The sequence below is a fragment of the Pseudoalteromonas piscicida genome (assembly GCF_002208135.1).
Classification (GTDB): Bacteria; Pseudomonadota; Gammaproteobacteria; order Enterobacterales; family Alteromonadaceae; genus Pseudoalteromonas; species Pseudoalteromonas piscicida_A.
In genome coordinates, this window is record NZ_CP021646.1 from 2,071,996 (window position 1) to 2,096,610 (window position 24,615).

Genomic DNA, 24,615 nt, shown 5'->3' on the forward strand with positions numbered 1-24,615 from the left:
AGGTTTTTTACAGCCCCATGAGCATGACGTATTCTTTGGCAAAATTAGTGGTGAAAGTGCCTAGCATAGTATTTACTTGATACTCAGCACTGCCAAAGAACAAACACGCACATAGCCTGGAGAAAGTGCATGGCAAACAATGAATGGTGGAAAGGCGCGGTTATCTATCAAATATATCCACGTAGCTTTCAGGACAGTAATGCAGATGGTATTGGCGACTTACAGGGTATTATTCAGCGACTAGATTATATTAAATCGCTTGGTGTTGATGCTGTATGGATTTCACCATTTTTTAAGTCACCGATGAAAGACTTTGGCTATGACATTAGCGATTATCGCGATATCGATCCTATGTTTGGTACACTCGACGATTTTGACACGCTTATCAGCGAAGCACATAATCGTGATATTAAGATCATTATTGATCAGGTACTTAGTCATACCTCAAATCAACACCCGTGGTTTGTCGAAAGTCGTGAAGACAAAACGAACAATAAAGCAGATTGGTATGTATGGGCCGATGCCAATCCAGACGGCAGTCCTCCAAATAATTGGCTATCCATTTTTGGTGGTGTTGCCTGGCAGTGGGAGCCTAGACGTTGCCAATATTACCTGCATAACTTCCTCACTGAGCAGCCGGATCTGAACTTTCATCACCCTGAAGTACGTAAAGCCGTACTAGATAACGTCGAATTTTGGCTTAAGAAAGGCGTTGATGGGTTTAGACTAGATGCCATCAACTTCTGTTTTCACGATAAGCAGCTTAGGGATAATCCAGCTAAACCTATTGAGCTCCGTCAAGGTCGTGGCTTTAGCGAAGACAACCCTTATGCCTTTCAGTACCATTATTACAACAATACGCAACCTGAAAACTTACTATTCATGGAAGAGATCCGTGCCTTATTAGATAGATACCCAGGCACAGTTAGCTTAGGTGAGATAAGCTCAGAAGACTCTTTGCAAACAATGGCAGAGTATACAGCCGATGGTAACAAGCTACACATGGGTTATAGCTTTGAGCTCCTAACTAACGACTATAGTGCAAAGTACATCAGAGAAACGGTTTCTCGCCTAGAGTCAGTCATGACCGAAGGTTGGCCATGCTGGGCATTTGCAAATCACGATGTAGAGCGGGTAGCAAGTCGCTGGAGTGTAGATGGCAAGGTAAACGATACACAGGTTAAAATGCTCACCGCCCTTCTCGGTTCATTGCGCGGTAGCGTCTGTATGTATCAAGGCGAAGAACTAGGACTTGGCGAAGCCGCCGTTGCCTTCGAAGAGCTGCAGGACCCATATGGCATTACCTTTTGGCCAAACTTTAAAGGCCGTGATGGCTGTAGAACGCCACTTCCGTGGACGAAGGCAAAAACCAATGCTGGCTTCTCAGAGTCTAAGCCTTGGTTACCAGTTTCTGAAGCACATGCTCTACGAGCAGTAGACGAACAAGCTGTAGATAGCAATTCAACGCTCAGCTATTATCAAGCATTTCTACAGTGGCGAAATGCACAACCTGCACTAAAAACAGGTGACATTGAGTTTATTGATACCCCAGAGCCAGTATTAGCTTTTTACCGTAAAACACAAACCCAGACATTGCTGTGCGCATTCAACTTAGCAGCTACTCAGCAAAGCGCGACACTTCCTGAAGTTGCATTAAGGCAGTGTGAGCTGAAGCACCTAAGTGGCACGGCAAGCGCAAATGTACTAACACTTGGTGCATTTGGTTGCTACTTCGCTGAGGTTGTATAATAGTTGGGCCTTTTCATTAAGTAAGAGCGGTTAAGCCGCTCTTTTGTTATCTAACACTTTATCCATCTCACACTGTAGTTGCGGTAGTTCCAGTGCTTTGAAATAAAGCCAACCTTGATGCACATTCACCCCTCGACTTTTGAGATAGCGAGCTTGAGCTTGAGTTTCTACCCCTTCAGCAATCAGTTTTTTATCCAGCTTTTTCGCCATATCAATCACTGCCGATAACACCGGGGATTGCAAAGTATCTAGGCCAATTGATGCAACAAAGCTCTGATCTATTTTCAGCAGGTCGATCGGAAAACTTTGTAAGTACTGCAAACCACTATATCCCGTGCCAAAATCATCAATCGCGACTTCTATTCCTGCACGTTTGAGCTCAGTTAGTACCGTTTTCGTTTGAGCCTGCGTCAGCACATCACGCTCCGTTAATTCAATAGTCAACGAGGATATTTGGTTTTTTGCAGCAAGTAAGGCATCGATATAGCGTTTGGAGCCCAGAAGTAAACCATTAACGTTAAAAGACACCTTAAAGTCTGACTGAGCGGCTAAGATGTCCGTCAAATCTCGCACAGTATTTTCAACTTGCGCTATCGAGATATCTAAAATAGTACCATCACGCTCAGCTTCTGGCACAAAGTAGGCGGGGCCGAGCACACCTTCAAGTGGATGACGCCAACGAATGAGTACTTCCACGCCCACTATCGATGACATCTGTGCATTAACGAGAGGTTGATACACATTAAATAACTCATCATTTGCCAATGCTCTTAATATTTGTGTTTTACTGCTTAGCTGGCGCTTGTCATAACTGATCAATAACAACGTGAGGCCAACCCAAGAGGCGCAATACAACACACTCCAAAGTACTAGCCACAGCCACCCTAGACTCACTAGTTGCTCATCATTTTTTGCAATGATTAAGCTCATCTGCGGCAAACTCGGAATAGCTGCAACGTACGCAAACTTTACCTTTGCATCATCAAAGAGTCCTTCTACTGCGCGGCTATTAGCAGTTGGAAATAGTTTTTGGCGGATTGGCAAAGCATATTTACCATTTAAAAAAACCGGCACACCCGTGCTATTGTCCACCAAGGCAGCAAAATCGGTATTATGATGAGCCGAGATATCAAGCATACTCTTTAGCCAATGATCCGGCATCAACACATTTACCTCATAACCATCGTCTCTCGTGCGCGCTAAAACAAAAGCAGGAAGTTCTAAATAGTCGGTAATGATTGGGCCATAGTATCTAAGTCCGGGCTTTTTTATTGGGGCACTGGTATTCACAGGTGGAGTGAGTTGCCCAAAAGAATTGCAGACCAATTTCCCTTTACTATCGACGATCCCTATCTCGCTCATACCAGGGTTTTCAAAAACCAATCTACGCATATAATGTAGACCGTCAGGGTCGCAATGTGGAGAAAGGTGGATGGCATGTTTTAAGGTATCGTCTACAACGACAAACTCTTTGTTGATGTCAGATACAATCCGACTCGCTACGGTGACAAGGTTAGATTTAGCGGTCTCTTTTTGATGCACATAAGTGAAGGCGGCCACAATTGAAAATACAAAGGTGCAAGACAACCAAGCAATAAAGATATTCTTAAACAACTTGCTTAAGGAGTGTGCTCCTCGCATAAGCTCCTCACTCCACGGAACGCAAACAGGCGCAGAGTGTAGCTTGAATATGTGACAAAACTATTTCAATATAAAAAAAGCCTTGGTATCACCACCAAGGCTTTCTTATATTACAAGTTTTTGCTTGTGCCGACCTCAACACGGGTTTTTAACTTTTGGCCAGGCCTAAAAGTTACCACGCGTCGCGCAGAGATAGGAATATCTTCCCCAGTTTTTGGGTTCCTACCTGGGCGTTCCTTCTTGTCGCGAAGGTCAAAGTTACCAAACCCAGAGAGCTTTACTTGCTCGCCGTTTTCTAGCGCTGAGCGGATTTCTTCAAAAAACGCTTCAACTAAGTCTTTGGCATCTTTCTTATTGATCCCCAGTTTTTCAAATAGGTGTTCAGCTATGTCGGCTTTAGTAAGCGCCATATCTAGTCCCTCAACGATGCATTGAATTGTTTGGCCAGTTCGGCCACCACGTTTTCTACAACCGCGTTGATGTCTTTCTCTTCGAGCGTTCTATCAACCGCTTGTAATGTTAGAGCAATGGCTAAACTCTTATGATCAGGTTCAACCCCTTGCCCTTTGTACACATCGAATAAGTTTAGGTCAACTAATTGATTTCCGCCAACTTTCTCAATGCACTCTAAAATATCGCCTATTTTTACGTCATCTGCAACTAAAATAGCAATATCTCTTCTATTTGATGGGAATTTCGAGATACTAATCGCTTCTGGAAGCAAGCGATTTTCTAAAGCAGCCATGTCGATTTCAAATACATATGGCGTATCTTTAAGCTCTAACGGCTTTAATAGCTGAGGGTGTACTGCACCGATGAAACCAACCTTTTTACCGTCCGCATAAATTGCAGCTGATTGACCTGGGTGCAAACCATCGCTCGCTTCTGCTTTAAAGCTAAAACGTGCTTTATCGTTACAAAGCGCAAGTAATGCTTCTACATCGCCTTTCACATCAAAGAAATCCACTTTACGTGAAGGCACAGACCAATGCTCGTTGTGGGTATTACCATACGCGATGCCACCGATCACAGCGGTTTGACGCACGCCGTTTTCCGCATTGTCATCTTTGATAAACTTAAGGCCCGTTTCGAATAAACGAATACGTGACTGTTGACGATTTTGGTTATAAGAAACCGCATTGATAAGTCCTGTCATCAGGCTTACACGCATTGCTGACATTTCAACCGAAATTGGGTGCGGAAGAATTAATGCATCTGCTTCTGGGTGTAACTGCTGTTGTGCTTTTGGATCAACGAAGCTATATGTGATGGCTTCTTGATAACCACGGCTTACTAACTCATCTCTAAAACGCGCTACTGGCAAACGTGCTTCTTGATGATCTGTCATCTTTAACGCAGCGGTTGGTGCCACATTTGGAATATTGTTGTAGCCAAATACGCGAGCAACTTCTTCAATTAAGTCTTCTTCGATACTAATATCGAAGCGATAGCTTGGCACTTGAGCTTGCCACTGGCCGCCTGCAAATGTTACCGCTAAGCCCAGGCGCGTTAAGATATCTGACACTTTGACATCTTCGATATGATAACCGATCACGCGATCTAAACGCTCACGGCGCAAAGTCACTTGACGCTCTTTTGGTAAATCAGTTTCTGACACAGCTTCAACAATCGGTCCGGCTTCACCGCCAACGATTTCAAGTAGCAAGCCTGTTGCTCTTTCCATCGCATCACGCTGCAGTACCGGGTCTACACCACGCTCATAACGGTGCGATGCATCGGTATGCAAACCGTAGCTACGTGCCTGACCTGCAATCGCAAGCGGTGCAAAGAACGCGCTTTCTAACAAGATGTCTTTTGTCTCGTCACTAACACCCGACTGTTCACCACCGAAGATACCTGCCATCGCAAGTGCTTTATTATCATCAGCAATCAGTAGTGTTGATGGATTAAGCTTCGCCGTGTTGCCGTCTAACAATACCAGCTCTTCATTCTCAAAGGCATTACGTACTTTAATTCCACCTTCGATTTGGCTTAAATCGAACGCGTGCATCGGGTGACCTAGCTCAAGCAGTACGTAGTTCGTAACATCAACAACTGGATCAATTGAGCGTACACCGCAGCGGCGTAGCTTCTCGACCATCCAAAACGGGGTCTCTGCTTTAACATTAACGCCCTTGATCACACGACCTAAGTAGCGTGGACATGCTTCACTGTTTACCAGTTCAATAGAGATTTTATCATCAATCGTTGGCGTAACTGGCGTGATAGCAACTTCTGTTACGTCGATGCTGTTTAGTACTCCAACTTCACGAGCCAGACCTTTGATCCCCAAACAGTCGCTACGGTTAGCCGTTAAATCGACATCAATCGTTACATCGTTCAAGCCGAAGTATTCACGAATATCTTGACCGATTGGCGCATCCATAGGGAGCTCTAAAATACCGTCTGAACTTTCCGCCATGCCAAGCTCTTCAAACGCACATAGCATACCGTGAGACGGCTGACCACGAAGTTTAGCTTTCTTAATTTTGAAATCGCCTGGAAGCGTTGCGCCCACTTTAGCAACAGCCACTTTTAAACCGGCACGGCAGTTAGCGGCACCACAGACAATATCTAGTAGTTCGTCTTCGCCTACATTTACTTTTGTTACTCTAAGTTTGTCAGCGTCTGGGTGTTGACCGCATTCAACCACTTCACCGATAACCACACCTTGGAAGTCACCGGCAACAGGGTCTACACCATCAACTTCTAAACCCGCCATTGATAATTGCTCAGATAGCGCATCAGTATCAATTGCTGGATTGACCCACTCACGTAACCACTTTTCACTGAATTTCATACTTTTGTCGCTCTTATCTGAATTGGTTTAGGAATTTTAAGTCGTTTTCGAAGAAAGCTCTTAAGTCAGTTACGCCATAACGTAACATCGTCAAACGCTCAACCCCCATACCAAAGGCGAAACCAGTGTATTTTTCAGGGTCAATGCCTACCGAGCGTAATACGTTCGGGTGCACCATGCCACAGCCTAGTACTTCAAGCCATTTACCATTTTTACCTTTTACGTCCACCTCAGCTGAAGGTTCTGTAAACGGGAAGTATGACGGACGGAAGCGAATTTCCATATCTTCTTCAAAGAAGTTGCGTAGGAAATCGTGCAAAATCCCTTTAAGTTCTGTAAAGCTCACGTTAGTGTCTACCATCAAGCCTTCAACTTGGTGGAACATTGGCGTATGTGTTTGATCGTAATCGTTACGGTATACACGACCTGGCGAGATAATTCGCAAAGGCGGCTGCTCAGCTTCCATAGTACGGATCTGAACGCCGCTGGTTTGTGTACGTAGTACCAATTTAGGATTGAAATAGAAAGTATCATGATCAGCACGCGCTGGGTGGTGCTCTGGAATATTTAGCGCGTCAAAGTTATGAAAGTCATCTTCAACCTCAGGGCCAGATTTAACAGCAAATCCTAGCTCACCAAAAAACTGCTCAATACGTTCAATGGTGCGAGTAACTGGGTGAAGGCCACCAGCTGGCATTGTACGACCCGGCAACGTCACATCAATCGTCTCAGCTGCTAGCTTCTGCTCAAGTGCTGCATTGGCTAAAGCTTCACGTTTTACCGTAATCGCATCTTGTACTTGGGTCTTAGCTTGGTTAATCACTTGACCTGCATCTTTACGCTCTTCTGGTGCTAGTTTGCCTAGCGTTTTAAGAAGACCTGTAATCTCACCTTTTTTACCAAGGTAGTTAACTCTAACTTCCTCAAGGTGCGCAATTTCGCTTGCCTGCTCAACGGCTTCAAGCGCTTGCGCTAAAATATTTTCTAAATTCATTGTCTACCTGATCTTTGCTGAGGTAATTTGCTGTTATTTAATCTCTTATGATAACTGAATTGCAAGGCGATATTCTAGCCCTGTTACAGCTTTAAAGTGGCTTTTATAAAAGGAATTGTTAACTTTCTTTGCGCAGCCATGGATGCGTGATCGAGTTTATCCAATACATCGAGTAAAGCGCGCATATCACGACTCAATCTTGTGAGCAAAAATCGCGCACATTCATCGGAGAGCTCAAGGCCACGCATATGCGCTCTTTTGACTAGGGCTTCGGCTTTATCATCATCACTCATCGAGCGGATCTGAAAAGTCGTTCCCCAGGTTAGGCGCGACTCTAAGTCTGGTAGCGACAAATTTAGCATGTTGGGCAACAGATCGGCAGTAACCACTAGGCATTTGCCTTTTTCATTAAAACGATTAAAAAAGTTAAATAAGGCTTTTTCCCACGCTTCATCTCCTGCAACCAAATGTACATCGTCTATACAAACTACATCCAGTGCATCGAGCCCATCTAACACTAAGGGGCCAAAATCCAATACTTCTCGCATCGACAATAAGATAGTTGAGAGTCCAAGCTCTTGCGCTTCAATGCACGTGGCATAAAGCAAGTGCGACTTGCCAGAGTCTGCTAATCCACACAGGTAGGTGTACTGAAAACCGGTTAAACGGCGAGCTAGACCATTTTTTAAGTGGCTTACTTCCAATGACGCTTCGCCGCCAAAATAAGAGGCAAAGGTTTCGTCATCAGGCAGTGTCACTGGTAACGCCATTTGACGTGGCGATTCCATCCTATTTGCCCACCCAATTGTATTTTAGGTTGTTTTCATCTGCGATTTGATAATAGGCCCTTGGGTCTTCGTATGCCTTAAAGCTTTGTTCCAGTGCAATCGTTTTACGCAAGTCTGATACGCTCGAGGTATGTTCAATCGCAAACTTCACCGCCGTTTTCGCTCGATAGATTACATCCACATCCACTACGGTACTCATAGATAGCAAACGACGCTTCGCCATTTCTACATCCGTAAATGACTGTAATTGCTCAACGACAATTTCAGTTCGATGGGCTTGTAAAGTTAGGTTCGGATCGATGACATATTTCTGAGCTAAGGTGCTAGATAGCTGGTTCACCATATCAATAATGACTTGTTGTTTGTCACCGACATATTGCTCAGGCTCAAAATATTCAGCGTCAGTGTAGCGCCAGTCTAGCTGCCAAGAATTTGTATGGGGAGGCTGAAACAAACGGGCGGTGATAACGCGCTCCGCATCATAACGTAATGACGCATTTTCCACCTGATTAGAAAAGTTTCCCCATACCTCTGCGATACTTACATTGCTACGATCTTCAAGATCCATCAAAGGCACAACTACCGGCACGCCCCATTCGTCTGCTGTGTCATAAATCAGGCGTTCGAGTTGAGGGTAGCTTTCTTGCGTAACAAATTCACGACGGAAGTTATCTTCTATCACCATCCAAATCGCGACCATAGGACGGCGATTACCCCAAAGCGGCAAGCCTGCTTCTCTCACTAAATCTTCAACCTTACCAGGTTCAAACTCCACCTTTATTTTGGTTACGCCTTGTCGGTCATAATATTCATATCTCAGCATGTAGTCTGAGATGCGCTTGAGGCTCGCTTGGATAGAAGGGTGAGAAAAGTCATCGGCTTTACCTGTGAGCTTTTGCAACACTTTTAATAATGCCTGTTGGCTCGCTTGCGCTCGCGTTGCGCGAGATTTGTCGCTAACACTCAGCGAGGCTTCATATAAATTTTGAACTTCTACTGCTTTTGCCGTCATAGCAAAACAAAACAGTGCAATAAGGATCAGCCTGATGCTCATAATGTCCATGTTTTTCTGACTATAAAGCCTGATCCTAAATCAATCATCTGCTTAAAGCAAAGGGCAAAGAACAATATCATGAAATTTTATAAAAACATGATAAATAACAAAATATTAATCTTATATTCAGTGTTATTTGAAGCTAAATGAGACCTGATTCTTACCCTTTTCTTTCGACTCATAAAGCGCTTGATCCGCTACTTTTAATAACGATTCCGCACTGAATTCCACGCCCTCAGAAACCGCCATGCCGATGCTACACCCGACATTGACCAACTCACCATTGGTAAGTAAGATATCTTCATTTATCACACTCAACAGGCGATTTGCTAAGCTTTCAAGCAAGTCTCTGGCAATTTTTTCATTAATCACAAAGACAAACTCATCTCCACCAATACGACAAACAAAGTCATACTCTCGTAACGCTTCTTGTAGACGTCTTGCTACATGTACCAAAACCTCGTCACCGCTATGATGGCCGTGATTATCATTAATTGGTTTAAAATTATCTAAGTCGAGATACCCTAAATATATATTTACCGATTGCCTCATCGAGCGCGCTGACATTTTATTCAGCTCGTTAAATAGGTATTTTCGATTCGCCAGTTGCGTAAGGTTATCGTGGTAGGCATCAAACTCTAGCTTTTCTTGAAGTGATTTGCGCTTTTCGATCTCTGCTCTTAACTCTTCTAAACTCACACTAAGTTCATGGGTGCGCTTTTCTACCATTGCTTCCAATTCAAGTTCATGTGTTCTAAGCGCTGTATTCGCATCAATGAGTGCTTGCTGGTTTGCAAATGCATCCATCGCAGACGCAATAACATGACTAACGGTATACAATAAATCCACCATGGCCTCTGAATATTCATCGCTACGACGGTAGGATTGAATCACAAACGCGCCTAAATGCTTTTCGCGATTGATTAGCGGAAAGCATAACCATTGCTTGGGGAAACTGCCTAACATTTCAATAACCCCTTTTTCGGTCAGTGCCATCAAAACGCGATCAGAATAGTTCTTTACACTGTCAGAGCGCAGCGCATAACTGGTGAGCGTTTTGTCTATCTCTGTACTCGTCAGACTATTTAATTCCTCGAGCGAAATACTATCTTTGACATCATGGAAATAAGGAAACTCAAACTCGCCATCTTGTCTTTGCAAAACCACATAGAAATTGTCCGCGTAAGTAATTTTTTGCACAATACAGTGCACATTCAACAAGAAGTGCTCCAAAGATTCGCTGGTGTTTAAGCACGAAACGATATCTGTCATGCTATCTATTACTTCAGGAAGTTCTGCCATCATTGAGCGCCCTTTTGAATCGTTAATTCTCAATCTCACAAAAGCTTAACTAGCAGTACTAAAAATTACCAGAAATCAATTACTTTTTTACCCGGTCATCTAGGTGCTAGGGTCTGTTGACCTTTCAATCTGATGTGTAACACTTTAAAATTTGCTGACTAGAGTCTAAACGGAATACATAATGAAATACTTACATACTATGGTACGTGTACGTGATCTTGATGAATCAATGAAGTTCTATTGCGACCTCTTAGGTCTCGTTGAAGTGAAACGTTATGACAGTGAACGAGGCCGCTTTAGTTTGATTTATCTTGCCGCCCCTGATCAAGTTGAGCAAGCGCAGCAAAGCTTTTCTCCTACTATCGAACTTACCTATAACTGGGATCCGGAAGAATATACTAGTGGTCGTAATTTTGGCCACTTGGCCTTTGCCGTAGAAAACATTTACGCACTTTGCCAAAAGCTGCAAGATGCCGGTGTGGTGATCAACCGACCACCGCGCTGTGGTCACATGGCATTTGTTAAATCTCCAGATGGCATTTCTATCGAGTTACTCCAACAAGGTGATGCGTTGCCTCCAGCTGAGCCTTGGCAGTCAATGGAAAACACGGGTAGTTGGTAATAATTCAAGCAGGAGCGATGTATCTAACCTGAAATCAGAATAGTTACCGCTCCTTTTCCCCTTACTTTAATAAGCAAGATGGTAGCTTTTAAGCAATTTCACCAGTTGCTTTTTGAAAGGCTTGGAATCTAACACCTGTTGTAGCACCTCAAAATCCGATGCTGAATTTTTAGGCGCCAATATTGCTCTAAAATAGGTTTCGTGTGGATTTTGAGAAAAGTGAAACACTCGCTTCCAACCATTTTTAGCAACAAGGTATTCTGTCGTAGAGCGACTGACGATCGCAATACTAACCCGCCTTTTGAGGATCATCTCCAATAGTGCTTCTTCGGAATTTACGTTCACTCGCTGGATGTTGGCTTGCTCCACTCCTTGATCCAAGTGGCGGTAGTAGTACCCTGCAATGGCGCCAACCTGATTACCGTACAATGAGCTAGGGTGATAATATTCAAACGGTTGTTCTACATGCGAGACGAATTCGTCCGTGTCATACATTAATGGACCGCTCCACAAATACTTTTGTTTTTTGCGGTCATCAAACCAAGCAGGGTTTACCCCTAAAATAAAACCTTTGAGCGTTTGCTGTTCGAGCTGCTTATCTAAGCGTTTACGTGGTACAAAACATACTTCTACCTGCAGCTCTTTTTGCACGGCATTAATCAGTTTTGCTAAATCAAAATAAAGACCTTTTTGCGCTTCTAGATCAATGATATAAGGCGGCTTATGATGATATACGTAGAGAACATGGGTTTCAGCGGCTGTCACTGAAAAGGCCACCATTAACCAAATGGAAATGGCAATAAAGTACTTTTTTAACACTGAGTGCCTCGTGTCTAACCTAAACTTTTAATACAGTCTAAAAATACAGCCTAGCTCCTTCTCGGCATATCAGTTAATTCCCTTTACATGTTTTAAATGAGCAAAGGGACCAAAGGCCCCTTATTTTACAAAAATATAGCAAAAACAAATTATTAATAAGTAATAACTGTGATCTGTATCTCTCGTTTAATTACTTTCATTTTTCTGCCTTAATAACGGGCAATTACTGACAACCATCTTTATTATAAGACACTTTCAGCGCTGCCCCCGTTGGTGCACCTGATACTTTCAAGTATCCCCAATATTCAGACTGCGCACTTATCTCGATACACTCTTGGTTACCTTGATTGAACGAGCTTGCATCCACATTCGTGCCATTCGGCCATCCTGCATTGCTGTATTCAAGCCCAAGATCACCACTACCATGCGCTGTTTTGATCACCACCGATTGTTGGCCACTTACATTCTCAAGGCTAAACCACATCGGCTCTTGGCTTCCAAGGCAAATTGTTTCACCTGCTGCTAATCTACCATTAGAGACACTACCCTGCGACTGACATACGTCCTCAATTGTTGAATTTGTTACGATCTCCCCTAACAACTGCACATTTTCAAAGCGATTATAACCATGCAGCATAATGTAATAGGTGCCAGCGGCAGGTGTAGTGATTTCACATACCTCTTTGTTACCGGATTGGTATGGTCTGCAATCATACTCGCTGAATGTTGGCGCCGAGCCTAACTTAACGTAAAGATCGGCATCTCCTGCACCTCCAGACGTGCTGATGACTAATTTATCAGTGCCTGCAGCAACATCTATTGAAAACGCAACTTGTTCATCTTGCTCGCCCGCAACCGTGACAGGTACGCCAGACTGTAGTTTGTTTGAAGTCGTTGCGCTTACAGTAGCCACTGTATTACTAGTGTGATTTAAACCGCTAGGGTCGCTCACTGTTAAGCTAATTTGATACTCGCCTGCTTGCACATAACTGTGCATGGGATTGGCTTCATTACTTTGGCTACCATCACCAAAACGCCACAGATAAGTGAGTGCATCACCATCAGGGTCGACACTACCTTGGCTTGAAAATAGTATCGCTTGATTAACATCACCAGAATACGGGCCATTAATCTCTGAAGTGGGTGCGTTATTCTGACCACCAGCGGCAAGCTCGTTGCACCATTGAACAAACTCTGATTGATACTGTGATGCGAGTCGGTCCATACGGGTTTGGTACGCATTCCAATTTGCTTGTCGCGTTTCCTGTCGCATTGCGAGCACTTCATCTAAGTGTTTTTCATACAGGAATCTCACCCCTAAATAACCCCAACGGTAAATTCTATCTTGATCAAAACCGTCATACGTCGTACTGAATATTTCGGCTAGCGTATATACTGAACCATCTTTGATTGTGTCTATTGCGGCTTGATTATCATTGAGGTTTGCAATGTACTCAGCCACCCCTTCACTCCACCAGACGATAGGCTTAGTCGGTGCATTAAAGTCACCATAAAGATCAAAACGCCCATCAAGATAATGTACGTATTCATGCTCTAAGTTCCAGATGTAATGATCTGGCTTTGCATAACTGGCCTCGTATGCAACAAAATTAGCAACGTTATTCACATCGCTGGGATTACCCTCTAAATACATACCACCGTTGTCGGTGCTGATTTTAAAAATGGCTTTGGCATATTTTTTATAGTCTGCACTGCTATTAAAGATATTCACTTGCAGAAAATCATTGTTATCATCGGCAACCGGTAAGCGGCCTGTTTCCAGCATAGTATGGAATCGCCCTTCTTCGGCTTCCATGGTTTGACACGCTGAAGTCAATTGCTGAGCGGTGAGCGCTTGTGCTCTAATCTTTATTGTATCGCTACAACTATGTTGTTGAGAAAGCACTTTGGTCTCAAGTTCTTTATCAAAATTACAAATTCCAAACTGGCCACAATCAGCATAATAGGTCGCGACATCAGCCGCAGCTAACCAGACACCATCGCCAAAACCATAACTGTTATAACGCGAGAATAAAGCGGTTAATTGCGTGTCGACTGACTCTTGAATAGCTGCACCATTGTATAATTTAAGCCGAGCCAATTCGCTCGCAGCATTGATGATTAGATATTCAGAGTCTGAATTTACCATCCAAGTTTGTGCGGTAAAGCTCCCCAGTAAACTCACCAATTCTTGATCGCTTTTAACCAAAGTGACAAAGTTATCATTCCACTGACCACGATATAAGATTGTGAAAATGCCATTTACCGCACTGCGCATATTCCATTTTTGAGCGTAGCTTTCATTCCACTTGGATAGCCATGCCTTTACAACTGGCAAATAGTGGCCCTGTAGTTCAGATGAATCCATAGTGGTAATGGCCTCACCTAATACTTTGCCATGGGCATCATTATCGTCGTAGAAATGACTATTGCTAACAAAAGCATCCAACGCTTCTTTCACCGCAGGCTTAACCCAAGTAGCGAAAGTCACCTGTTCATTGTAAAACTCAACGTAAAAACCAGCACGGATAAATAAGTAAAGCGCTTCAAGGTCAGCACTGCCGTTGCCTGAATAGCTTTGCGAAAGCGACTTGGCATTTTGCGCCGTAGCATACATTTTATCTGAAGTGAATACTTGTGTTTGGATGCTGCTGTCAGCGGAGAACAAAGCATTGATACAGCTCGTGCCCTGTTGCTTTATTTCAGTAACAATTTGGCTGCTGCTCGCACTTGCTAAGCTGTTTAAATCACACGCAGCAATCGCTTCACTCTGGCTTACTGCCATCGCTTGCAATAATGGCGTGTGTTTAGCAGATAGCAGCGGCATGCTTCTTGTCGGTGTGTGTGCAACGGGTGCTCTATCATGCAAAGCTTTGTGCTCATGGCCATGGGAAATGTTAGTTTCCACTTGAACCGATGCATCAAGCGGCTTAAAGAGTCGCTGTGATTCTTGATGTGCGTTGACTGAATTTATCGCTGTAAGCGCAGACAATGCCAAAGTGAGTTTTGTAATTTTCATCATTTACCTTTCCTGTTGTGTATCCAAACCCGATTGGGTTATAGGTTTTTAACACCAAAGCTACAATGTATACAATATATTTTATATAACTTTATGGAATAGTGGCTCGACGGAAAAGCCATCGTAACCTTAAAAACGTGCATCCAAAGGGGAAAGTTGTAGTTTATACATACACCCAATTGGTTGATCTCTATGATTAAAAGTCCAACCAATTGACGAAAGACAGGAATAAAAGTTTACAGCGAGTGGAATAAATTAGATCTTATCAATATGGGAAATAGCACCAGAAGTGATTTTTACTCTCACTCGATAAGTGGACAGCGTGATTGAATAAACACCGTCATTTGGTTTTTGTGCCAATAAATGTTGTAGCCCTAGCAGCAACTCATCTGTGTCGTTAGCACTGCTGTTGTTTCTTGAATCTAGGTATTCTTTTCCCTGCTTCAGTGCCTTATCCAGTACCACTGAAGCAACTTGCTGAGTAGACTTATTTTTCAAAGTCTTAAACAATGCGCTTTTTAATAAACTCATGGTTATTCTCCTGATAAAGATACCGGCTCATACTAGCATATCTTTTATGAACCGGTGCCTGATTGGTTTTGGGAACAATCCGAGTTTAACAAGCTCGTACTAAAAATCTAAAGCAAATTCGTTTCAAACTATGTCAGATGTGTATAAAGCTACTCAATCTCAGCTAAATAATTTACTTGCTCTGCAAGTTGCTTATCAGAGAATAGCTTCGGTACGAAGTATAATAAATTTAAAGAAAGCTGATGCTCTGAGCGCGTGGTATTCGCTAAGCTTGGTAACGCGCCTAATTCGCTACTTATATCGTGCCAAACGGGATTAGCCTCATTGAGCTTGTCATAAGCAACGCTATTTATCTCAAAATTTTCAAAATATTCATCAACTAAGAACAAGGGTTGAGTGAGCTTGAGCGAATCAAGTAGCTCGCGAGAAAAGCAGTGTCGAGCTTCCAAACTATTATTGGTAAAAAAGTGATCAGGTAGATTATAGCCAATGATTAAATCAGAGCTTGCGTACAAGCTATTGGTATACAACAAAGCAGTAAGAATAAGGTATGCATCGTACCTTGCTAAGCTCGCACCTTGCAAAAGCTCACTCTGCTTACAAAGATCAATCGCGCATCGATTGCGCATAGTACGCCAAAAATAATGCTGATTCTGAGAGAGATCCTGCGCACCAGCGCCTGCCAACCTCGATTTCCAACTCGACATGAACAATTCAAACCCTTCTGTTTTGAATTGATCGACTTCAAATGACATCCTTTTCTCCTAAAAGTGTTTGTACCAAAAAATACACAGGCATCAAACAAAGCTATAAGAATTTAGAGAAATGGCAATTACACGGCATTACAGCAGCGAAAGTAGAAATAAAAAGTAGTTAAGATTGTTGTAATATAAAGCCCGCGGATGCGGGCTTTAAAAGAAAGAATTACTTGTATTCAACTTCGATGATTTCATACTCAACAGCGCCATTCGGCGTCTGAATATTCACTGTATCATCTAGCTCTTTACCGATTAATCCACGCGCAATCGGTGAATTAACAGAAATCAAGTTGTTCTTAAGATCGGCCTCGTCGTCACCAACGATACGATAAGTTACTTCTTTATCTGTATCTACATTAACAATAGTCACAGTACTACCAAAAATAACCTTGCCGTTGTTCTGCATTTTAGTCACGTCGATGATTTGTGCTGTCGAAAGCTTGGCTTCAATTTCTTGAATTCGGCCTTCACAAAAACCTTGCTGCTCACGTGCAGCATGGTATTCAGCATTTTCTTTCAAATCACCGTGTTCACGCGCTTCTGCAATATCTGCAACGATTTTCGGGCGAACAACTTTTTTTAAATGATTCAGTTCATCACGAAGCAACGCTTCGCCTCGTACTGTCATCGGAATTGATTGCATAAGTATCTCACTCATTGCCAGAGCTGACGCTCTGGCCTTTTTCTTTTTAGTTCAAACGCTGGTGTAGTTCTTGAACAGAGTTTACAGAACTTCTGTCGTCAGCTTCATTCGCTGTACAGTTTGCAAACGCTGCATTTAGCGTAGTGGTGTAGTTAGTCTTATGCTGAAGCGCACCACGACGTAACACCTTCGAGTCCTCAATAGCTTGGCGACCTTCGGTAGTATTAACGATATAGCTGTACTCACCATTCTTGATACGGTCAAGAATATGAGGACGACCTTCGAATACTTTGTTTACGCGACGTACTTCAATACCCGCTTCTTCAAGCGCTTTCGCCGTACCATTCGTTGCATCTAGCTCAAAACCGATTGCTTTCATTGTCTTAGCTAGTTCAACTACGCGTGCCTTATCACCATTACGCACAGATAGTAGCGCGCGGCCGCCACGTGGTAAAGTGTTTGCTGCACCTAATTGGGCTTTTGCGAATGCTTCGGCGAAGTTTTCACCAACCCCCATCACTTCACCCGTCGAACGCATCTCTGGACCACGCATTGGGTCAACTCCAGGGAACTTAGCGAATGGCAATACCACTTCTTTCACACTGTAGTACGGAGGGATAACTTCCTTCGTTACACCTTGGCTTTCAAGAGACTGGCCAACCATACAACGTGCAGCGACTTTTGCCAGCGCAACCCCTGTTGCTTTTGAAACAAATGGTACTGTGCGAGCGGCGCGCGGGTTAACTTCAATCAAGTATACCTGGCCATCTTTCACTGCGAACTGAGTATTCATCAGGCCAACAACACCTAGCTCTAGCGCCATATCACGGACTTGCTTACGCATCACGTCTTGGATATCTTGCGGTAACGTGTGTGCAGGCAATGAACATGCTGAGTCACCCGAGTGAACACCGGCTTGCTCGATGTGCTCCATAATACCGCCGATGATAACGTTCTCACCGTCACAGATAGCATCTACGTCTACTTCAATCGCATCATCTAAGAAACGGTCAAGTAGTACTGGTGCTTCATTAGAGACAGACACCGCTTCGGTCATGTAACGACGTAAATCGTCTTCATCGTACACGATTTCCATTGCGCGACCACCAAGTACATATGACGGACGAACAACCAGTGGGAAGCCAATTTCTTGTGATTTAGCAACCGCTTCTTCTAGTGACGTTACCGTTGCGTTTTCTGGTTGAAGCAGGTTTAGACGCTCAACTAGTTGCTGGAAACGCTCACGGTCTTCTGCGCGGTCAATGGCGTCAGGAGAAGTACCAATTACTGGTACACCATTCGCTTCAAGGTCTCGTGCCAGTTTAAGTGGAGTTTGACCACCGTACTGAACGATAACACCTTTTGGCTTTTCAACACGGACGATTTCTAGCACGTCTTCAAGTGTAATTGGTTCGAAGAATAAGCGATCAGACGTATCGTAGTCTGTTGAAACCGTCTCAGGGTTACAGTTGACCATGATAGTTTCATAGCCGTCTTCACGCATTGCAAGAGCGGCGTGTACACAGCAGTAATCAAATTCGATACCTTGACCAATACGGTTAGGACCGCCACCGATAACCATGATTTTATCTTTGTCAGAAGGATTCGCTTCACACTCTTCATCATACGTTGAGTACATGTAAGCGGTATCTGAGCTAAATTCTGCAGCACATGTGTCTACGCGCTTGTAAACTGGCAGAATTTCAAGCTGGTGACGCTTCTTGCGAATTTCTTTTTCTGATACGCCTGCGATTTCGGCGATGCGAGCATCTGAGAAACCTTTACGCTTCAAGCGGCGCAGGAAATCTTTGTTTAGACCTGCCATGCCCACTTCAGCGATTGTCGCTTCATCTTTTAAAATGTCTTCGATTTGAACTAGGTACCAAGGGTCAATCTTAGTTAGTTCAAATACTTCTTCGACAGACATACCGTGACGCATTGCATCAGCAATGTACCAAATACGCTCAGCACCTGGCTCGCGTAATTCGCGGATGATCGTTTCTTTTGCGTTTGGCGCGTCAAGAGCAACGATTGGGTTCAGACCCGTTGCACCCACTTCTAGGCCTCGTAGTGCTTTTTGTAATGACTCTTGTTGGTTGCGACCAATTGCCATTACTTCACCAACTGACTTCATCTGAGTAGTCAGACGGTCATTTGAACCTGCGAATTTTTCGAAGTTAAAGCGAGGGATCTTAGTCACGACATAGTCGATTGACGGTTCAAATGATGCAGGTGTTGCACCGCCTGTAATGTCGTTTTGTAGCTCATCAAGCGTATAACCTACTGCAAGCTTGGCTGCGATTTTAGCGATCGGGAAACCCGTTGCTTTTGACGCAAGCGCAGAAGAACGTGATACACGCGGGTTCATCTCGATGATAACCATACGACCATCAACAGGGTTTACACCAAACTGAACGTTTGACCCACCAGTTTCAACACCAATTTCACGAAGTACCGCCATCGAAGCGTTACGCATGATTTGATATTCTTTGTCAGTTAGCGTTTGTGCTGGTGCAACTGTGATTGAGTCACCAGTGTGTACGCCCATTGGGTCGAAGTTTTCGATTGAACATACGATGATACAGTTGTCGTTTTTGTCACGAACCACTTCCATCTCATATTCTTTCCAGCCTAATAGGCTTTCGTCGATAAGCAGTTCATTTGTTGGTGACAGGTCAAGACCTCGAGTACAGATCTCGTCAAACTCTTCCATGTTATACGCAACACCACCACCGGTGCCGCCCATCGTGAATGAAGGACGAATAATACATGGGAACCCGATGCGAGTTAAGATATCGTGCGCTTCATCCATTGAGTGTGCAATTTCAGCGCGAGGACATTCTAAGCCGATATTTTTCATCGCCGCATCAAAACGCTCACGGTTTTCCGCTTTATCGATTGCATCTGCAGTCGCACCAATTAGCTCAACGCCATGTTTAGCAAGCACACCGTGCTTATCTAGGTCTAGCGCGCAGTTAAGTGCTGTTTGGCCACCCATCGTAGGCAGCACCGCATCAGGCTTTTCTTTTTCGATGATCTTTTCTACCACTTCCCAGTGAATAGGCTCGATGTAAGTTGCATCCGCCATTTCAGGGTCAGTCATGATAGTCGCAGGGTTAGAGTTTACAAGAATAACTCTATAGCCTTCTTCTCTAAGCGCTTTACAAGCCTGAGCACCAGAGTAATCGAATTCACATGCTTGGCCGATAACGATTGGGCCTGCGCCCAAAATCAGAATGCTTTTTATGTCGGTACGTTTTGGCATTATTACTCCGGTCTAATTAAGCGTTGCGAGATTGCATTAATTCAATGAAATGGTCGAATAGCGGTGCCGCATCATGTGGACCAGGACTTGCTTCAGGGTGACCTTGGAAGCTAAACGCTGGCTTATCAGTACGGTGAATACCTTGCAGTGTGCCATCGAACAGTGACTTGTGCGTTGCACGTAGCGTATCAGGAAGCGTTGCTTCGTCAGCAGCAAAACCGTGGTTTTGTGCAGTGATCATCACGACATCGCGATCTAAGTCTTTAACCGGGTGGTTACCACCATGGTGACCAAACTTCATTTTTACTGTTTTCGCACCAGAAGCGAGTGCTAATAACTGATGGCCTAAACAAATACCAAAAATAGGGGTATCTGTTTCTAAAAATGCTTTGATTGCTTCAATGGCGTAAGTACATGGCTCAGGGTCGCCAGGGCCGTTTGATAGGAAGATACCATCAGGGTTTAATGCAAGTACGTCAGCAGCGGAGGTTTCTGCTGGAACAACGGTTAACTTACAGCCTCTATCAACTAACATTCTAAGAATGTTCTTTTTCACACCAAAATCGTACGCAACAACATGGAATTTTTCTTCTTCAGCAGAAAGCGTTTTAAAGCCCTCGCCTAAAGTCCAGCTTGATTCACGCCATTCAAACTGAGATTCGGTTGTTACTACTTTTGCTAAATCCATCCCTTTCAAGCCAGGGAATGCTTGCGCCGCTTCTAGCGCTTTTTGCTCGTCTACTTCGTCACCTGCGATGATACAGCCGTTTTGAGCGCCTTTATCACGTAAAATGCGAGTTAGTTTACGAGTATCAATATCTGCGATCCCTAAGATATTGCGTTCTTTCAAGTAATCACTCAATGATTGTTCGTTACGGAAATTACTCGCAAGCAGTGGTAAGTCACGGATCACTAGGCCTTTTGCCCAGATCTTGTCCGCTTCCTCATCTTCGCTGTTAGTACCGGTGTTGCCGATATGTGGGTAAGTAAGCGTAACGATTTGTTCCGCGTATGAAGGATCCGTTAAGATCTCTTGATACCCCGTCATTGACGTATTGAATACCACCTCACCGACTGACATACCGTCAGCACCGATAGCAGTGCCGCGAAACACCGTGCCGTCTTCAAGGACTAACAGAGCGGATTTAGTCAAGTTAACCTCCTAATAGTAAAAAACGGGCGAAAGCAAAACGCTCAACATCCCGTCTACAAAGCGCTTGGTAACACGCAGTTATTAAAATTTTGGCAAATTCGTTATAGTCTACAGCATGAATGCCTTTTCGTCTAATATAAATCACAAAAACTATAAAAATAGGCCATTAAACTCTTTTTTTTCTTTAAAGCCTCAAAATGTTATACTTACTTCTTTAAATCTAGCACATCTTGCATATCATAAAGGCCTGCTGGTTTATCTTTTAGCCACTGCGCAGCCCTTACAGCACCTGATGCGAAGGTCAATCTCGACGCTGCTTTATGTGTTAATTCAAGCCTTTCCCCCATTGTCGCGAAATAAGCGGTATGTTCACCTACTATATCACCCGCTCTGAGGACCGAGTAACCGATCTCTTGTTGAGATTTCGCTTCATGGCTCTGACTTCGGTCGTAAACCGCAACATCATCATGTTGCCAGCCTTTTGCTTCTGCAATCGCCTCTCCGATAGCGAGCGCAGTTCCTGAGGGCGCGTCGATTTTGTTGCGATGGTGCGCTTCGAAAATTTCAATATCCATGTCGTCAGCCAGCTTTTGTGCAGCTGTTTGTACCAAGTTAAGTAGCAGGTTAATGCCAACGCTATAGTTGCGAGAAAACACAATTGGGATATCTTTTGCAGCTTCTACCAACAGCGCCATGTCGCTTGCTGTCAGCCCTGTAGTACCGATCACCATCGGCTTTTTAGCAGCAATTGCAGCTGATAAATGTTGCTTCATGCCCTCAGGCAAAGTGAAGTCTATCAATACATCAACATTGTTAAGCGTACTTTGCTCAGAGCTAAAACAGATATTTGCGTCTGCCTTAGGCTGCAATTGATTAATTGCTTTATCAAGGTATTGCGAATTAGCTCGTACAAAAGCATTGGCCAGCTCTACTTGTTGAGACAGATAACAGGCTTCAATCAATGCCAACCCCATTCTGCCATTCGCACCGTAAATACCTATTCTTGTCATACGTCACCCTTTCATTTGCGATGTTGATTATCCACAAGGCAGCAACGATGGCTAACCGGATAATAGAAATGCGTTTTTGCGGGAGTAGAGTTTACCGTATCTGTGTGTCATAGTCAGTTAAGTTGAAAATAATAAAATATTAGACTTTAGACGTCTAAACATATAAACTGCCGCGCTCGCTCACCTAGTGGGATTGAGAAATTTTCATATTAGGTGTGTTATGCGGCTTTACAGCTGACTATTGGCTGTGCTTTATTGATGGGGAGTGCTATGCAACCAAATTACAATCAAACAAAGGCGAAACTATCATTGTTGCCGTTGTTGACCTTTGTAGGGATTTTTCTTGGCGCAGGATTGTATTTGCAATCGCAGGGCGTTGACTATGCGTTTTATCAATTAAAGGCTCCTGTCGCGATTTTACCAGCCATCGTTCTCGCTTTTTTACTTAATAAAGATACCATCAACCGCAGTGTCGAAACTTTTATTCAAGGTGCGGGACACAGCAACATCATCACCATGTGCCTCATCTATTTATTAGCAGGTGCTTTCTCTGCGGTTGCAAGTGCCACAGGCGGAGTTGACGCTGTGGTTAACGCAGGTTTGTCTCTTATTCCTCCGGCATTTCTATTGCCCGGCTTGTTCCTTATTTCTGCAGTTGTCTCTACCGCAATGGGAACCTCCATGGGCACAATTGGTGCGATTGGACCTATTGCTGTTGCCGTCGCGATGAAAACTGGAATTGATCCAGCACTTATGGCTGGTACCATCGTTTCGGGCGCAATGTTTGGCGATAACTTATCCATTATTTCTGATACCACAATTGCAGCAACGCGAACGCAAGGCTGTGAAATGAAAGATAAATTTAGAGAGAATCTTAAAATAGCCCTGCCAGCTGCACTGCTGACTGTTTTACTATTGGTGTTTTTAACCCCAGAGCCGCAGGTTGTAGAAACCAAGCCGTTTGATTGGTTATTAGTTTTACCATACGCATTTATTTTGGTCTTGGCGGTGATTGGTATCAATGTCTTTGTTGTGCTCTTTAGTGGTATTGTGTTTGCCGGCTGTATGGGTTTTGTCGGTGACTATCAAGGCGCTGCATTCTTAAACGATATCTATAAAGGCTTTAGTGATATGCAGGAGATTTTCTTGCTGTCGATGTTTATTGGTGGTTTATCTGAATTTATTCGTATCAATGGCGGCCTAGATTTTTTAGCCAAACAGATCCAAAAAATTACCAGCATTATCGCGAAATGGCACCGTCAAGTTGCTGATCAACTGGGTATTGCAGCACTCGTGTTAACAAGTAACTTGTGTATCGCAAATAACACAGTAAGTATCATAGTTGCAGGCCCTGTTGCTAAAAAACTGGCTGAAGATGGAAAGATCTCAGCTAAGCGTTCGGCAAGCTTATTAGATATTTTTGCTTGTGTTATGCAAGGCTCTTTACCCTATGGTGCACAAGCACTGCTACTCGGGGCCACGTTTAAAATCAGCCCTTGGGACGTATCTAGTTCTTCTTATTACTGTTTCATTTTGGCTTTCACCGCCATTACCGTTATCTGCCTAAGAAGAAATAAAGCATAATTTATTCGGTTTACGCGCCCAACTTTGGGCGCTTTTGTTATACTTTCATTTTTAACGCTATCCGAATTAATAAATGAAAATCAACACACTCATCATTTCCTCCTCACTCGCTTTTAGCACATTTGGTTATGCTGCTGATTGGAGTACAACACAACTACATATAAACCACGGTGATTTCAAAAACCCGTTTAGCAGAAGCGAAGCAACGGCAACGATTTACTCATTACAACATGCGTCTGGATATCGCTACGGCGATAATTTCTTCTTTATCGATTACAGCAAAGATGACCTTAGTGATGGTTACCAAGACGGTGACTTTTATGGAGAGTGGTATTCGAGCTTGTCGATGTCAAAGATTGCAGGCTTTAAGTCTTCTTTCGACGCCATAGCTGACGTTAGCTTAACAATGGGTTTCAATGCAGCCGGAGACGCTAAGGTGATGAAATACTTGCCTGGTGTCAAAGTAAATTGGAATTTTGAAGGGTTCAATTTTTTCTCTTCTACCTTCACACTTTATCAAGACGATAGCCAAGGTATTAGTCATGGCGGTGCGCCTAAAGAAAGTGATAGCTGGATGATAGATCTCGCTTGGGGTTACCCCTTTACAATTGGCGAGCAAAAGTTCTACCTTACAGGTCACGTAGAATATATTGGCGAGCGAGAGAACGAGTTGGGTAATGACGTAAAAGGCTGGTTGCTCGCGCAGCCAATTCTACAATGGGATCTAGGCAACGCGGTAGGTATGCCTGACAATCAGTTAATGTTAGGTGTTGAATGGCAATATTGGCGTAACAAACTTGGCACAGATACCAATGAATCTGTTCCCCAGCTACATCTAGCGTGGACTTTCTAGTCGTCAATTTATTCGTTACCTTTGACTTTA

19 protein-coding genes are annotated in these 24,615 nt (G+C 43.6%); 4 read left to right on the forward strand and 15 right to left on the reverse strand.

What is annotated here, in order from left to right; all coding sequences use genetic code 11:
- The first annotated feature begins 129 nt into the window (after nt 1–129).
- Nucleotides 130–1,749 (forward strand): alpha-glucosidase family protein, encoded by a 1,620-nt coding sequence (locus tag B1L02_RS09705; protein ID WP_088530870.1) that lies wholly within the window; start codon nt 130–132, stop codon nt 1,747–1,749.
- Between the two features lie 30 nt (nt 1,750–1,779).
- Here the strand turns inward: B1L02_RS09705 and B1L02_RS09710 are convergent, their stop codons facing one another.
- The 7 genes from B1L02_RS09710 to B1L02_RS09740 form a co-directional block, all read right to left on the reverse strand.
- Complete coding sequence (locus B1L02_RS09710; protein WP_088530871.1) at nt 1,780–3,390, reverse strand: EAL domain-containing protein; 1,611 nt, start codon at nt 3,388–3,390, stop codon at nt 1,780–1,782.
- Nucleotides 3,391–3,500: 110 nt separating this feature from the next.
- Nucleotides 3,501–3,800 carry an integration host factor subunit alpha gene (gene ihfA, locus B1L02_RS09715; protein WP_010377997.1) on the reverse strand — a complete coding sequence of 100 codons (300 nt, stop codon included), beginning with the start codon at nt 3,798–3,800 and terminating at the stop codon, nt 3,501–3,503.
- A gap of 2 nt (nt 3,801–3,802) precedes the next feature.
- Nucleotides 3,803–6,190: a phenylalanine--tRNA ligase subunit beta gene (pheT, locus tag B1L02_RS09720; protein WP_088530872.1), complete on the reverse strand. Its 2,388-nt coding sequence runs from the start codon at nt 6,188–6,190 to the stop codon at nt 3,803–3,805.
- 13 nt (nt 6,191–6,203) lie between these two features.
- Complete coding sequence (gene pheS / locus B1L02_RS09725; protein WP_010604038.1) at nt 6,204–7,184, reverse strand: phenylalanine--tRNA ligase subunit alpha; 981 nt, start codon at nt 7,182–7,184, stop codon at nt 6,204–6,206.
- 83 nt (nt 7,185–7,267) lie between these two features.
- Nucleotides 7,268–7,972 (reverse strand): DnaA inactivator Hda, encoded by a 705-nt coding sequence (hda, locus tag B1L02_RS09730; RefSeq protein ID WP_117332898.1) that lies wholly within the window; start codon nt 7,970–7,972, stop codon nt 7,268–7,270.
- Nucleotide 7,973: 1 nt separating this feature from the next.
- Nucleotides 7,974–9,035 carry a DUF2066 domain-containing protein gene (locus B1L02_RS09735; RefSeq protein ID WP_088530873.1) on the reverse strand — a complete coding sequence of 354 codons (1,062 nt, stop codon included), beginning with the start codon at nt 9,033–9,035 and terminating at the stop codon, nt 7,974–7,976.
- 123 nt (nt 9,036–9,158) lie between these two features.
- Nucleotides 9,159–10,331, reverse strand: a complete 1,173-nt coding sequence (locus tag B1L02_RS09740; RefSeq protein ID WP_088530874.1) for a sensor domain-containing diguanylate cyclase — start codon at nt 10,329–10,331, stop codon at nt 9,159–9,161.
- Nucleotides 10,332–10,509: 178 nt separating this feature from the next.
- Here B1L02_RS09740 and B1L02_RS09745 point away from each other — a divergent pair, with 178 nt between their 5' ends.
- Nucleotides 10,510–10,950: a VOC family protein gene (locus tag B1L02_RS09745; RefSeq protein ID WP_088530875.1), complete on the forward strand. Its 441-nt coding sequence runs from the start codon at nt 10,510–10,512 to the stop codon at nt 10,948–10,950.
- A 66-nt stretch (nt 10,951–11,016) separates the two neighbouring features.
- On the opposite strand, the gene B1L02_RS09750 is transcribed toward B1L02_RS09745, so the two are convergent.
- The 8 genes from B1L02_RS09750 to dapB form a co-directional block, all read right to left on the reverse strand.
- Entirely contained in the window at nt 11,017–11,769 is a 753-nt protein-coding gene (locus tag B1L02_RS09750; protein WP_088530876.1) for a transporter substrate-binding domain-containing protein, read from the reverse strand.
- A gap of 223 nt (nt 11,770–11,992) precedes the next feature.
- A complete protein-coding gene (locus B1L02_RS09755) occupies nt 11,993–14,791 on the reverse strand; it encodes a collagenase (protein WP_088530877.1) in 2,799 nt (932 codons plus the stop codon).
- A 252-nt stretch (nt 14,792–15,043) separates the two neighbouring features.
- Entirely contained in the window at nt 15,044–15,319 is a 276-nt protein-coding gene (locus B1L02_RS09760) for a hypothetical protein (RefSeq protein WP_088530878.1), read from the reverse strand.
- A 149-nt stretch (nt 15,320–15,468) separates the two neighbouring features.
- Nucleotides 15,469–16,074 carry a hypothetical protein gene (locus B1L02_RS09765; protein WP_088530879.1) on the reverse strand — a complete coding sequence of 202 codons (606 nt, stop codon included), beginning with the start codon at nt 16,072–16,074 and terminating at the stop codon, nt 15,469–15,471.
- A gap of 169 nt (nt 16,075–16,243) precedes the next feature.
- Nucleotides 16,244–16,720 (reverse strand): transcription elongation factor GreA, encoded by a 477-nt coding sequence (gene greA, locus B1L02_RS09770; protein WP_088532259.1) that lies wholly within the window; start codon nt 16,718–16,720, stop codon nt 16,244–16,246.
- Nucleotides 16,721–16,766: 46 nt separating this feature from the next.
- Nucleotides 16,767–19,985: a carbamoyl-phosphate synthase large subunit gene (gene carB, locus B1L02_RS09775; RefSeq protein ID WP_088530880.1), complete on the reverse strand. Its 3,219-nt coding sequence runs from the start codon at nt 19,983–19,985 to the stop codon at nt 16,767–16,769.
- Nucleotides 19,986–20,001: 16 nt separating this feature from the next.
- Nucleotides 20,002–21,138 (reverse strand): glutamine-hydrolyzing carbamoyl-phosphate synthase small subunit, encoded by a 1,137-nt coding sequence (gene carA, locus B1L02_RS09780; protein WP_010377970.1) that lies wholly within the window; start codon nt 21,136–21,138, stop codon nt 20,002–20,004.
- Between the two features lie 206 nt (nt 21,139–21,344).
- A complete protein-coding gene (gene dapB / locus B1L02_RS09785) occupies nt 21,345–22,148 on the reverse strand; it encodes a 4-hydroxy-tetrahydrodipicolinate reductase (RefSeq protein WP_088530881.1) in 804 nt (267 codons plus the stop codon).
- 270 nt (nt 22,149–22,418) lie between these two features.
- Here dapB and B1L02_RS09790 point away from each other — a divergent pair, with 270 nt between their 5' ends.
- Nucleotides 22,419–23,732, forward strand: a complete 1,314-nt coding sequence (locus B1L02_RS09790) for a Na+/H+ antiporter NhaC family protein (protein ID WP_088530882.1) — start codon at nt 22,419–22,421, stop codon at nt 23,730–23,732.
- 73 nt (nt 23,733–23,805) lie between these two features.
- Nucleotides 23,806–24,585 carry a nucleoside-binding protein gene (locus tag B1L02_RS09795; RefSeq protein ID WP_088530883.1) on the forward strand — a complete coding sequence of 260 codons (780 nt, stop codon included), beginning with the start codon at nt 23,806–23,808 and terminating at the stop codon, nt 24,583–24,585.
- The last annotated feature ends 30 nt before the right edge of the window (nt 24,586–24,615 follow it).